The sequence below is a fragment of the Pseudonocardia alni genome (assembly GCF_002813375.1).
In the GTDB taxonomy this organism is placed as follows: domain Bacteria; phylum Actinomycetota; class Actinomycetes; order Mycobacteriales; family Pseudonocardiaceae; genus Pseudonocardia; species Pseudonocardia alni.
On the sequence record NZ_PHUJ01000003.1, the window covers coordinates 5,423,650 to 5,435,789 of the forward strand.

Below are 12,140 nucleotides of genomic sequence, written 5' to 3' on the forward strand. Positions count from 1 at the left end.
TCGACGATGGCGCACGTGGCGGGCCTGTGACGCCGCTCATACGCCGTTCGCCGCCGTCGTTGCGCCGCCCGGCTTCACGCGCATCATCCGGGGCGACGGCCGGGCGGGGTGTACCTAGGCTCGACGGGAACTCCTGCCCGCCACCGACGCCGAGGCGGTAGGCCCCGTGCCGAGGTCGGGTGCCGGGTCCGCAGCGGGCCACCCACGCCGGACTCCGAAGGGACCCCACGCCGATGGTCGAGCGCGGCGGCTCCGGGACGGGAGGCGACGAGCCTCGCGACCCCGATCCCGCCGCCGGCGTCCGCGGCCCCTTCTCCGTCCCGGACTTCCGCGCGCTGTGGACCGCGGAGATCCTGTCGGTCGCCGGCGACCAGGTCGCGCGGGTCGCGCTGACCGTCCTGGTCCTGAGCGAGACCGGCTCGGTCGCGTGGTCGGCGGGGGTCTACGCGCTGACCTTCCTGCCCGCGCTGCTCGGCGGGCTGCTGCTCGGCCACCTCGCCGACCGGTGGCCGCGTCGCCGGCTGCTGATCGGGACCGACCTGGTCCGGGCCGGTCTCGTCGTCGCCATGGCCGTGCCCGGTCCCGGGCTGCCGGTCCTGGGGACGCTGCTGGTGCTGGTCGTCCTGCTGGGCGGCCCGCACACCGCGGCCCGCTCGGCCCTGTTGCCCGACCTGCTGTCCGGAGACCTGCTCGCCCGAGGCCTGGCGCTGCGCCAGGTCTCGGTGCAGGTGGCGCAGGTGGCGGGCTTCGCGGGGGGCGGTCTGCTCGTCGCGACGCTGACCCCGCGCGGCGCACTGCTGGTCGACGCCGCGACGTTCGTCGGCTCGGCGGTGCTCGTCGCCCTCGGTGTCCGGTCCCGGCACGCGGCGGTCGCGGCCGGACCGTCGGCGGCGACCGCCGCGGAGACCGCGGCGGCGTCGGAGCCCGGGTCTGCGACGCGGTGGGCGGCCCGGTCCGGCGCCTGGTGGCGGTCGGCGCTGGCCGGCCTGCCGGTCGTGTTCGGCCACCCCCGGCGGCGCTCGCTGGCCCTCATGGCCTGGATGCTCGGCATCTTCGTGCTGCCCGAGGCGCTGGCGGCGGCCTACGCCGTCGCGATCGGGGCGGGCCCGGCGGCGACCGGGCTCCTGATGGCGGCCGACCCGGCGGGCAGCGCGGTCGGGGCCCTGCTCGTCGCCTACGTGTTGCCGGCCCGGCTGCGCGAGCGCGGCCTGGTGCCGTTGGCCGTCGGGGCGGCGCTACCGCTCGCACTGACGCCGCTGGCGGCCGGCCTGTGGCAGGCGGTCGCACTCTGGGCGGTGTCGGGAGCCTGCGCCACGGCCTGCCTGATCGCCGCCCAGTCGGGCTTCGCGCGGGCCACGCCGAGCGCGGTGCGCGGGAGCGCCGTGGGCGTCGCCGCGTCGGGTCTCGTGGCGACCCAGGGGGTCGCGGTCCTCGCCGGCGGGATGCTGGCCGAGTGGACCGCTCCGGCGACGGCGCTCGGTGTGTTCGGTGCGGTGGGGATCGTGCTCGCCCTCGGCGCGGTCCGGATGCTCCGGTCGGCCGGTCCGGGGGCGGTCGCATGACCCCGCCACGCGTGGTTCCCGGTGATCACCAGCCTCGGTTGCGCACGATGTCACCTCCTGTCGTCCGGTACGACGGCACCGCCGCCATTCGTGTCACTCAACGTGACGAATCGACGTCCATTATACCCGTTCGGGTGACATCGACGGTGTCGGACGAACGCGGTGTGCCGATCGGTCCCGTCCGTTCGGGTAGGTGCTCGTGACCGGGATCCGGAGTGGTGAGCCCGAACGTCCCCGCTGGCCCTTCCGCGGCCTGCCGGCGCGGGTGCTCGCCGTGCTGGTGCTCGTCGAGCTCACCGCCGTGGTGCTCGTCGTGACCGATGTGGCCCGGCTGCCGTGGGACCGCGACACCGGCCTGCTGGCACTGGGCGCACTCGGTCTCGCGGCGCTCGGCGCGGTGCACACCGAGCTGGCGACCGGCATCGAGCGGGTGCGCCGGCGGGTCGCACACGTCTCCTACTTCGACCTGTCGACGGTCTGGACCTTCGCGGCCGCGCTGCTGCTGTCGCCGGGGATGGCGGGCCTGGTGGTCGTGGCCGTCTACGGCCACCTGTGGTGGCGGGTCTGGCGTCCCGCCGGGGCGCACTTGTACCGGCACGCCTACACCACCGCGACCGTCGTGCTCGCCGCGATGGCCGCCTCGGTCCTCGTCCCGTCCGAGTCGCTCACCGCGGCCGCGGGGGTCGGCGGCGGGAGCCGGGTGGTCGGCTACCTGTCGCTGCTGCTGGCCATGGCGGTCTACGGACTGGTCAACCAGCTGCTCGTCGCGACCGCGCTGGCGCTGTCCTCGCCGCACCGCCCCCAGTGGCGACGGCTGGTGGGGGACTGGGACGACCACGTGCTGGAGGGCGCGACGCTGTGTCTGGCGGTACTGGCCGCGCTCGCCGTGCAGCGCCAGGTGCTGCTCGTGCTTCTGGTCCTCCCTCCGCTGCTGGTGCTGCACCGGGCGGTACTGATCCGGCAGCTGGAGGAGCGGGCGAACACCGACGCCAAGACCAACCTGCTGACCGCCGTCGCGTGGCGGGGCCGCGCGCACCGGGCGCTCGCCCGGGCGCGGCGCCAGCGCGGTGCCGTCGCGGTGCTGATCCTCGACCTGGACCACTTCAAGGCCGTCAACGACGGCTACGGCCACCTCGCCGGGGACGAGGTGCTCTCCGCCGTCGCCGGGACGCTGAAGGCCCAGGTCCGCGAGGTCGACCCGGTCGGGCGGTTCGGCGGGGAGGAGTTCGTCGTCCTCCTGGCCGGGCTGCCGGTGGGGCCGGAGGGACGCGAGCTCGCCCACAACGCGGCCGAGCGCATCCGGCGGACCGTCCGGTCGCTGGCTGTGCACGTCGACGGCCCGGGCGGCGGCATCACCATCTGCGACCTGTCGGTGTCGGTCGGGGTCGCGGTGACCGGCGGCGACGGCGAGTCCCTCGACGAGCTGCTGCAGGTCGCCGACCACGCCCTCTACGCGGCCAAGCGGGCCGGGCGCGACCAGGTCCGGACCGGGCGCGACGGGAGCGTCCCCGGCCGCTGACCCCCGCGCGACCGGGTCCGCCGCACCGGGCACCGGGGCCGCCCCACGACGACGTGGGCGACGGGACGACGGGGCATACGCCACCGGGTCGCCGGGCTCCGGGCCGCCGGGCCGCCGGGCCTCCGGGGGCGCCGGGCCGCCGGGGGCGCCGGGCCGCCGGGCCGCCGGGGGCGCCGGGCCGCGGCGGCTGATCGGCTCCGTCCCGAAGGGGGCGGCGTCGGCGCGGGAGCGTCAGGCGTGTTCGGGTTCGGCCGGGAAGGTGTGGCGCCCGATCCGCACGGCGTCGCGCCCGGCCCGCTTGGCCGCGTAGAGCGCGGAGTCGGCGACCTCGAGCAGGCCGGTCAGGGCGTGGCCGTCGTCGGGGAACAGCGCCCCGCCGATCGAGACGGTGATCCCGGCGCCGGCCCGGGGCGACGGACGGCCGTCGGTCCGGGCGGCGCCCGGGGACGGTGCGGGCAGCCGCTGGGCCGGGACCCCGTCCGGCGGTGCCACCGGGCCGGAGCCGCCCGCGATCCGCCTGCGCAGACGCTCGGCGATCTGCCGGACCTCCTCGCGCCCGTCGTTCCCGGAGAGCCGGGGGAGCAGCACGACGAACTCCTCCCCGCCGAACCGGCCGACGAGGTCGTGGTCGCGCAGCTCCTCGCGCAGCATCTGGGCGGTGGCGGCGAGGACCTGGTCGCCGTAGAGGTGGCCGTGGGTGTCGTTGATCTCCTTGAAGTGGTCCAGGTCGAGGATCAGCAGCGCCGCGGGCCGCCGTTCGCGTTCGGCGAGGGTCAGCTCGTGGGTCCCGCGCAGGTGCCAGGCCGCGTGGTTGAGCAGCCCGGTCTTGGCGTCGGTGTCGGCCCGCTCGCGCAGCTGGCGGACCAGGATCGTGCGGTGCAGGGCCAGGATGGGCGGTACCGCGAGCAGCGCGACGAACGGCCCGCTCGCGGCCAGCGCCCCCGCCGTCAGCGCCCCCAGGCAGAGGGTCGCCAGCTCCAGGGTGAGCTCGTCGCCGCCGAACAGGATGCGCACCACCCGGGTGTCCGGGCTGGCCACCGCGACCACGCCGAGGACCAGGCAGGTGTTGACGACGGTGTAGGTCAGCAGCGCGAGCAGCAGTGCGAGGGTGCCGGGCAGGCTGCCGTAGAGCTCGCCGGGCCGGGTCGCGGCGAGCACCCCGGCCGCCGCGTGCACGGACAGGATGACCGTCGCGGTGCTGTAGACCTCGCGGTAGACCGGCCTGCGGTCCGGGGGCGGCACCGGCCGCAGCACCCGGACGTAGAGGTGGGTGTAGACCACCACCACCACGAACGCGCCCAGTACCGGTGGCAGCAGCAGGGCCGAGGCGAAGGTCCAGACCGAGGTCAGGTTCACGTGGTGGGTCTCGGCGGTGTAGCGCCGGATGCGTTCGACGCCGGCCACGACCTCGGTGTGCAGGATCCCGGCCACGGTCAGCGTGGCGAGCAGCACCAGGGTCGCGTGGTCGAGCCGGGGCGGGTTCAGCAGACCGGCGAGCACCAGGCAGACCGCCAGCAGTTCCACGGCGAGGACCGGGCCGAGCAGCCGTCCCGGGATGGACCAGATCGGCCAGCGGGTGACCTGGTGCAGCCGGACCGGTTCCCGGGCCATACGTCCCTCCCTCGCCGGCGTCGTCCCACCCGATCCTGCCCGTCCACAGCAGCGACCGGCGTGCCGCCCCTCCGTGATCCTAACCGCACTCGTCGCCGTCAGTGATCGATACGGCTTCGTGATCGCGTCGTAGCTGCTCGGACGAGTGGCGTGATCACGCTGAGTGCCCGGCCGCACGGCCGGGCCGGTGATTGTTGATATCGCAATGGTGCTCCCTGGTTTGTTCGCGGGGCGGCGGCGGGTCACCCTTTCCGGCGGCGGCACCGATGAATGCGTGAGAGACGATGTCGGTATGCCGGTAATTGCTGTCCCGTGATGTCACGGCGGCGCCGCGACGTGCGGGATGTCGATCAGGAAAGGGGTGTCCGATGCGCAACTGGGGTTGGTGAAGGCGTCCGCGGTAAGGGCCGCGGTCATTGTGTCGATCAACTGTGGGTCCGAGTGCGAAAGGAGATCGACAATGCGCAACTGGGGTTGGTGAGAACAGTGGACGTACCGCGTCGCAGCACGGGACGCGGCGGGCACCGTCCGGGTGACGGACGACGCCCGCCGCGCCCGGCAGCGCCATCGGGTCGCCTCGGCTACCGGTCCGTAGAGTGGGACCACGAGTCGATGCCGGTCCTCCCTGCGGTCCCTCCGCCGTGGAGGACACCCGAACGGGACCGGCGGCGAGGAGGCAGTACGTGACGACGAACCGGGGACTCTCGGCGATCCGGCGCCCGGCCGATCTGCGAGGGCTCGGGCCCGACGAGCTGACCTCGCTCGCGGCCGAGATCCGTGGGTTCCTGATCAAGGCCGTGTCCCGCACCGGGGGCCACCTGGGGCCCAACCTGGGTGTGGTGGAGCTGAGTATCGCCCTGCACCGGGTCTTCGAGTCCCCGCAGGACACCCTGATCTGGGACACCGGGCACCAGGCGTACGTGCACAAGCTGCTGACCGGCCGTCAGGAGGGCTGGGACCGGCTGAAGAAGACCGGTGGGCTGTCGGGCTACCCGAGCCGCGCCGAGTCCGAGCACGACCACGTCGAGTCCAGCCACGCGTCGTCGTCGCTGTCCTGGGCCGACGGGATCGCCCGCGCGCACGCCCTGACCGGGGTCGACCGGCACGTCGTCGCCGTGATCGGCGACGGGGCGCTGACCGGCGGCATGGCCTGGGAGGCGCTCAACAACATCGCGGCCGGCGAGGACCGCAACGTCGTGGTCGTCGTGAACGACAACGGCCGCTCCTACTCGCCGACCATCGGCGGGCTGGCCGACCGGCTCGCGTCGCTGCGGCTGCAGCCCGGCTACGAGCGGGTGCTCGAGGCCGGCAAGCGCACCGTCCGCGGCACCCCCGTGGTCGGGCCCGCGCTCTACGCCGGCCTGCACGCGTTCAAGGCCGGGGTGAAGGATGCGCTCTCCCCCCAGGAGCTGTTCTCCGACCTGGGGCTCAAGTACTTCGGCCCGGTCGACGGCCACGACATCGGCCAGCTCGAGTCCGCGCTGCGCCGGGCGAAGCGCTTCGGCGGGCCGGTCATCGTGCACACGGTCACCCGCAAGGGCAACGGCTACCCGCCCGCGGAGAACGACGAGGCCGAGCAGATGCACAGCCCGGCCGCGTTCGACCCGGAGACCGGTCTGCCCACCGGTACCCCGGTCACCGGCTGGACCGACGTGTTCGCCGAGGAGATGGTGGCGCTCGGGTCGCGGCGCACCGACGTCGTCGCGATCACCGCGGCGATGCTCGGCCCGACCGGCCTGGCGCCGTTCGCGGCCGCCCACCCGGACCGCATCGTCGACGTCGGGATCGCCGAGCAGCACGCGCTGACCACCGCCGCCGGGCTGGCCCGGGCCGGGCGGCACCCCGTCGTCGCGCTGTACTCGACGTTCCTCAACCGTGGCTTCGACCAGCTGCTGATGGACGTGGGCCTGCACCGCGAGCGCGTCACGCTGGTGCTGGACCGCTCCGGGGTCACCGGCAGCGACGGCCCGTCGCACAACGGGATGTGGGACCTGTCGCTGCTGGGCATCGTGCCCGGCATGCGGGTCGCGGCCCCCCGCGACGAGGAGACGCTGCGCGAGGAGTTCCGGGAGGCCACCGCGGTCACCGACGGCCCGACCGCCCTGCGCTACCCCAAGGGCTCGGTGGTCGGCTCGGTGCCCGCGCTGCGCCGCCTCGACGGCCCGGCCGGGGTCGACGTGCTGCACGAGCCGTCCGACGGGCGCTCCCAGGTGCTGCTCGTCTGCGTCGGGGCGTTCGCGACGGCCGGTGTGGCCGTCGCCCGGCGGCTCGCCGACCAGGGCGTCGACGTGACCGTCGTCGACCCGCGGTGGGTATTGCCGGTCCCGCGGGAGCTGCTCACGCTGGCCGCCGACCACCAGCTCGTGGTCACCGTCTCCGACTGCGGCACGCACGGCGGGTTCGGTTCCGCGCTGTCCGACGCGCTGCGCGCCGCCGAGCTCGACGTGCGCCAGCGCGACCTCGCGCTGCCCCAGGAGTACCTGGAGCACGGCAGCCGCGACGACGTGCTCGCCGCGACCGGGCTGACCGAGCAGGACATGGCCCGCCGGATCACCGAGTGGGCGGCCGCGGCGGTCCCCTCGACCCCCGAGGGTGCCGTTCCCGGGCGGGAGCGCACCCGCTGATGCGCGTCATCGTCGTCGAGGACGAGCCGGCGATGGCCGACGCCGTCGTGCGCGGCCTGCGCCGGGACGGGATGGCCGTCGACGTGGCCTACGACGGCGACGAGGGCTCGGAGAAGCTGTCGGTGACCCGCTACGACGTCGCCGTCCTCGACCGGGACCTGCCCGGCCGCAGCGGCGACGACCTGTGCGACGAGCTCGTCGCGGCGGGCGGCCTGACCCGGGTTCTGATGCTCACCGCGTCGGGCACCCCGGCGGACAAGGTCGAGGGACTGTCCCGCGGCGCCGACGACTACCTGGTCAAGCCGTTCGACTTCCCCGAGCTGGTCGCCCGGGTCCGGGCGCTCGGTCGCCGGGCGACCCCGGCGGTGCCACCCACGCTGCGGGCCGGCGACGTCGTGCTGGACCCGGCCCGGCGCACCGTGCTGCGCTCCGGGCGGCCGGTCGAGCTGACCCGCAAGGAGTTCGGCGTGCTGGAGGTCCTGCTCGCCGCGGGCGGGGCCGTGGTGTCCTCGGAGGAGCTGCTCGAACGCGTCTGGGACGAGAACGCCGACCCGTTCACCACCACGGTGCGGGTCACCGTCATGACCCTGCGCAAGAAGCTCGGCGCGCCGGGGCCGATCGACACCGTCGTCGGTGCCGGGTACCGGGTGCCCGCCGACGGGACCCCCACGGCGTGACGGCGTGGGCGCCCTCCGGCCGCGGCTGACGCTGCTCGCGACGGCGCTCGTCGCCGCGGTCGCCGCGCTGCTGCTCTGGCTCGGTTGGATGCTGGTCGGCGCGGTGGTCGCGGGCACCCCGGCGCTGCCCGGGACGGTGTTCGTCGGCGGGGTCGCCGTGCCTGCCGAGACCGCCCGCGACGCGGTCGCCGCCGCGGCCCGCGCCGAGGTGCTGCGGGCCGGGCTGATCGCGTTCCCGCTGGTCGTCGCGGCCGGGGCGGTCACGTCCTGGGTGCTGGTCGGGCGGGTGCTGTACCCGCTGCGCCGGGTCGTCGAGACCACCTCGCGGCTCTCGGCGAGCTCGCTCGACGAGCGGGTCGCGCTCGCCGGTGCCCGTGGCGAGGTCGCCGAGCTGGCCGCCGCCGTCGACGCGATGCTCGACCGGCTGCAGGCCGCGTTCGACGCGCAGTCCCGGTTCGTCGCCAACGCCGGGCACGAGCTGCGCACCCCGCTCGCGGTGCTGCGCACCGAGATCGACGTGACGCTCCAGGACCCCGACGCCGACGCCGAGGAGCTGCGCCGGATGGCCGGGGTCGTCCGGGAGGCGGGCCGCCGCTGCGACGAGCTGGTCAGCGGGCTGCTGCTGCTCGCCCGCACCGAGGCCGGGGGAGCGATGCCGGGCTCCGACCGGGTGCCGGTGGACCTGGCCGCGCTCGTCGCCGCGGAGCTCGCGGCCGTGACCGGGGACGTCGCCGTCCGCGGCCTGGTCGTGCGCACCGACCCCCGGCCGGCGACGACCCGGGGGAACGAGCCGCTGCTGCGCCGGATGGTGGCGAACCTGCTGGAGAACGCGGTGCGGCACAACCGCGACGGCGGCTGGATCGAGGTCGGCTGCGGGACCGGCACGCCCGGGCCGGGGGTCGTGCTGCGGGTCGCGTCGTCCGGGCCGGAGCTGGCCCCGGACAGGGTGGCCGAGCTGTTCGAGCCGTTCCGGCGGGGCCCGGTGGCCCGTACCGCCCACACCCGCGGCTCCGGGCTGGGGCTGTCGATCGTGCGGTCGGTGGCCACCGCGCACGGCGGGGCCGTGCACGCCGAGGCGGTGCCCGGTGGGGGACTGGAGGTGCACGTCGCGCTGCCCGACGACAGCACGGCCCCGGAGCCCTCGGGCGGGGCCCCGGTCCTCGCCCGCTGACCGGACGCCGACCCGGTCCGGGTGCCTCACCCGGGACGCGGCCCGGGGCGGCTCAGCGGGCGCGGGTGGCCAGAGCCGGTTCGAGCAGCGGGGCGAGCAGCTCGACCTGCCACGGACGGGCGCCGCCGGCGGCCAGGGCGGCCGGGAGGTCGCCGTCGGTGGGCGGGGTCCAGCAGACCCGGCGCAGCAGGTCGGGCTGCAGCAGGTTCTCCACCGGCACGTCGTGCCGCTCGGAGACCGTGGCCAGTGCCGCGCGGGCGGCGGCGAGCCGGGCCGCGGCGTCGGGGTCCCGGTCGGCCCAGCGCGACACCGGCGGCGGGCCGTCGGTGGTGGCGGCGCCGCGCGGCAGCTCGGTCTCGGGGAGGTCGGCGGCCCGGCGGAGCGCGTCGAACCAGTAGCGGGCCAGCCTGCGCTGGGAGCGTCCGCGGAACACCGGCAGCTCGGCCAGTGCCTGCGGGGAGTCGGGGTTGCGCACCGCGGCGTCGACGATCGCGGCGTCGGGCAGGACCCGGCCGGGGGCGATGTCGCGCTCGGCGGCGAGGGAGTCACGGGCCTGCCACAGCTCCCGGACCGCGGCGAGCGGGCGGGGGCGGCGGACCTTGTGGATGCCCGAGGTGCGCCGCCAGGGCTCCGCACGCGGCGGGGACGGCGGGGCGGTGCGGACCGCCTCGAACTCCTGGCGGGCCCAGTCGAGCTTGCCCTGCTCGTCGAGCATCCGGGTCAGGACCGTGCGCAGGTCGACGAGCACCTCGACGTCGAGCGCGGCGTAGACCAGCCAGTCCTCGGGGAGCGGGCGGCGCGACCAGTCGGCGGCGCCGTGCCCCTTCTCCAGGCCGAGGCCGAGCAGGTTCTCCACCATCGGCCCGAGCCCGACCCGGGGCAGTCCGGCCAGCCGGCCGGCGAGCTCGGTGTCGAACAACGACGCCGGGCGCAGGTCCAGCTCGGCCAGGCACGGGAGGTCCTGCGAGGCCGCGTGGAGCACCCACTCCGGCCCGTCGAGGGCCTCGGCGAGCGGACCCAGCTCGCCGCGCAGCGGGATCGGGTCCACCAGCGCGGACCCGGCCCCGGCACGCCGCAGCTGCACGAGGTAGGCACGCTGGGAGTACCGGAAGCCGGAGGCGCGCTCCGCGTCGACGGCGACCGGGCCGCTGCCCCCGGCGATCGCCGCCGCCACGCGGGCGAGGTCGTCGGGGGTCGCGGTGACCGGGGGGAGGCCGTCGGCGGGACGGAGCAGCGGTACCGGATCGGGTGAACCGTCCGGAGTCGCCGAGGCCGGCGGCCGGGTCGTGTCCGTACCGCCGGCGGCGCCGGTCCCGGGAGTCAGCGAATGACCCCCGCGCGCATGGCGAGCGCGACCATCTGGGCGCGGTCGCCGGTGCCGAGCTTGCGGCCGATCCGGGAGAGGTGGCTCTTCACCGTGAGGGCGGAGAGGTTCAGGGCCTCACCGATCTCCTTGTTGGACTGGCCGTCCGCGACGAGCTGCAGCACCTCGACCTCGCGGGCCGAGAGCTCGCGCGGGGTGTTGTCGGTGCCCGGCACGCGGGACCCGGTGGCGAGCAGCGGGGCGACCGTCGGGTCGGCGTAGACGCCGCCGTCGAGCACCCGCTTGACGCCGTCGGTCACGACCGAGGGCGACGCCGACTTGAGCAGGTAGGCCTGCGCGCCGGCCTGGAACGCCGAGCGGACCGCGTACGGGTCGTCGGAGGAGGCGAGCACGACCAGTCGGTTCCAGCCGAGCGAGCGGAGCTCGCTGACCAGGTCCAGCCCGCTGCCGTCCGGCAGGGTCAGGTCGAGGATCGCGAGGTCGCAGGGACCCGCGGCGTGGGCGCGTGCCCGCGCCTCGGTGACCGAGGCGGCCTCGTGCACGGTGCCCGCTCCCATGGAGCGCAGCCGTCCGGCGATCGCCTCCCGGAGCAGCGGGTGGTCGTCCACGACGAGAACCGAGAACAGCTCCTCCCGCGGCTGCGGGACGATCCCCGGCGAGAGCACTGCTCCACCGATCGGAGCGCCACCTGCGGTGGTGCTGCCGGAGCTCTGCGCCGGCACTTGCTGGCCAAGTACAGCCACGTCGTCAACCTTCCTGGAGTCGGTCGTACGCCCCCGACCAACACCGGAACCCGAGGGACGGAGAGTGGCGCTCGGCCGCCCGGGCGGGTGCCATGGAAGAGATGGTATCCCTCCATGCGGCCTAACGTCTGGTGTGCATTCGTCTTTCCGGCCTGGAAAGTTACATGCATGTGGGCGCGGTCCCACCCCTCCGGGTGAAAGATTTCCGACGCATGCCGTTGACCTGCGACGTTCAGCCGGGTGATCGGCTCAACGGCACTGCGCCGACCGGCGGCAGACCCGCAGCGGTCGACACCAGGGACGCGAACGCGACGGCGTGTCGGGACAGATCACCGTCGCTCTCCGTGGGCGACCAGGAGGCGCGCAGCTCGACGTCGTCCTCCCGCGGCGGCCCCTCGCCGGGGCCGACACCGCCGCCGCTGAGCCCGCCGAAGCGGACCGACGAGGTCTGGGTGACGGTCCCGCCGAGCGCGGTGAACCCGGCGCCGGCGTGCTCGAGCGCGTCGGTCAGCCAGGACCAGCCGATCCGCGGCAGCATGTCGTCGCCGAGCTGGCCGGGCTCCAGCCGGGCCTGCACGAAGCAGACCAGCCGGAACGTGCCCTCCCAGCGTTCCTGGCCGTCGGGGTCGTGGAGCAGGATCAACCGGCCGGAGGTGTCCGGCTCGTCGAGGTCGTCGGTCCCGTCGCCGCGGTGCCCGATGTCGGCCTCGACGCTGGTCGCCCAGCTGTACGGCGCGAGCCGGGGCGGGGCCTCGAGCGGCCGCACCACGAGCTCGGGGCGCGGTCGGACCGACGCGAGCGAGCGGACCGCGCTGCGGAACGCTGCTGGTGGTGGTGAGTTCGGGTCCGGCACGGCGTCGGACTCTAGGGTGCGACACCCGTCGTCCCTGGCAGGCGCGCCGGGGCGCC

9 protein-coding genes are annotated in these 12,140 nt (G+C 75.5%); 5 read left to right on the forward strand and 4 right to left on the reverse strand.

All coding sequences use genetic code 11. From position 1 onward, the window contains the following. Positions 1-233 precede the first annotated feature (233 nt). On the forward strand, positions 234-1,562 hold the full coding sequence (locus ATL51_RS26610) for an MFS transporter (RefSeq protein WP_073577103.1): 1,329 nt from the start codon (positions 234-236) through the stop codon (positions 1,560-1,562). 199 nt (positions 1,563-1,761) lie between these two features. Further along, entirely contained in the window at positions 1,762-3,081 is a 1,320-nt protein-coding gene (locus tag ATL51_RS26615) for a GGDEF domain-containing protein (RefSeq protein WP_157818541.1), read from the forward strand. Between the two features lie 231 nt (positions 3,082-3,312). On the opposite strand, the gene ATL51_RS26620 is transcribed toward ATL51_RS26615, so the two are convergent. Continuing rightward, the gene (locus tag ATL51_RS26620) at positions 3,313-4,692 is read right to left on the reverse strand and encodes a GGDEF domain-containing protein (RefSeq protein ID WP_100880303.1); all 1,380 of its coding nucleotides are present in this window, start codon (positions 4,690-4,692) and stop codon (positions 3,313-3,315) included. Between the two features lie 683 nt (positions 4,693-5,375). On the opposite strand from ATL51_RS26620, the gene dxs reads away from it, so the two are divergent. From dxs to ATL51_RS26640, 3 genes are read left to right on the forward strand one after another with little or no spacing between them, the layout of a single operon-like run. Further along, the gene (gene dxs, locus ATL51_RS26630) at positions 5,376-7,316 is read left to right on the forward strand and encodes a 1-deoxy-D-xylulose-5-phosphate synthase (protein WP_100880305.1); all 1,941 of its coding nucleotides are present in this window, start codon (positions 5,376-5,378) and stop codon (positions 7,314-7,316) included. After that, entirely contained in the window at positions 7,316-7,993 is a 678-nt protein-coding gene (locus tag ATL51_RS26635; protein WP_073577170.1) for a response regulator transcription factor, read from the forward strand. The genes dxs and ATL51_RS26635 overlap by 1 nt, the downstream gene beginning before the upstream one ends. A gap of 4 nt (positions 7,994-7,997) precedes the next feature. Further along, entirely contained in the window at positions 7,998-9,164 is a 1,167-nt protein-coding gene (locus tag ATL51_RS26640) for a HAMP domain-containing sensor histidine kinase (protein WP_301549206.1), read from the forward strand. A 52-nt stretch (positions 9,165-9,216) separates the two neighbouring features. Here ATL51_RS26640 and ATL51_RS26645 read toward each other — a convergent pair whose 3' ends face one another. The 3 genes from ATL51_RS26645 to ATL51_RS26655 all read right to left on the reverse strand — a co-directional run bounded on the left by ATL51_RS26645 (position 9,217) and on the right by ATL51_RS26655 (position 12,084). Continuing rightward, positions 9,217-10,398, reverse strand: coding sequence for a ribonuclease D (locus ATL51_RS26645; protein WP_301549279.1), 1,182 nt, complete (start codon positions 10,396-10,398; stop codon positions 9,217-9,219). 86 nt (positions 10,399-10,484) lie between these two features. Next, complete coding sequence (locus ATL51_RS26650) at positions 10,485-11,153, reverse strand: LuxR C-terminal-related transcriptional regulator (RefSeq protein WP_073577098.1); 669 nt, start codon at positions 11,151-11,153, stop codon at positions 10,485-10,487. A 310-nt stretch (positions 11,154-11,463) separates the two neighbouring features. Next, a complete protein-coding gene (locus tag ATL51_RS26655; protein WP_100880307.1) occupies positions 11,464-12,084 on the reverse strand; it encodes a DUF3000 domain-containing protein in 621 nt (206 codons plus the stop codon). Positions 12,085-12,140: the final 56 nt, after the last annotated feature.

Coding starts and splice junctions, on each gene's coding strand:
- ATL51_RS26620 (WP_100880303.1), bottom strand. CDS start 4,692: ATGGCCCGGGAACCGGTCCGGCTGCACCAGGTCACCCGCTGGCCGATC.
- ATL51_RS26635 (WP_073577170.1), top strand. CDS start 7,316: ATGCGCGTCATCGTCGTCGAGGACGAGCCGGCGATGGCCGACGCCGTC.
- ATL51_RS26610 (WP_073577103.1), top strand. CDS start 234: ATGGTCGAGCGCGGCGGCTCCGGGACGGGAGGCGACGAGCCTCGCGAC.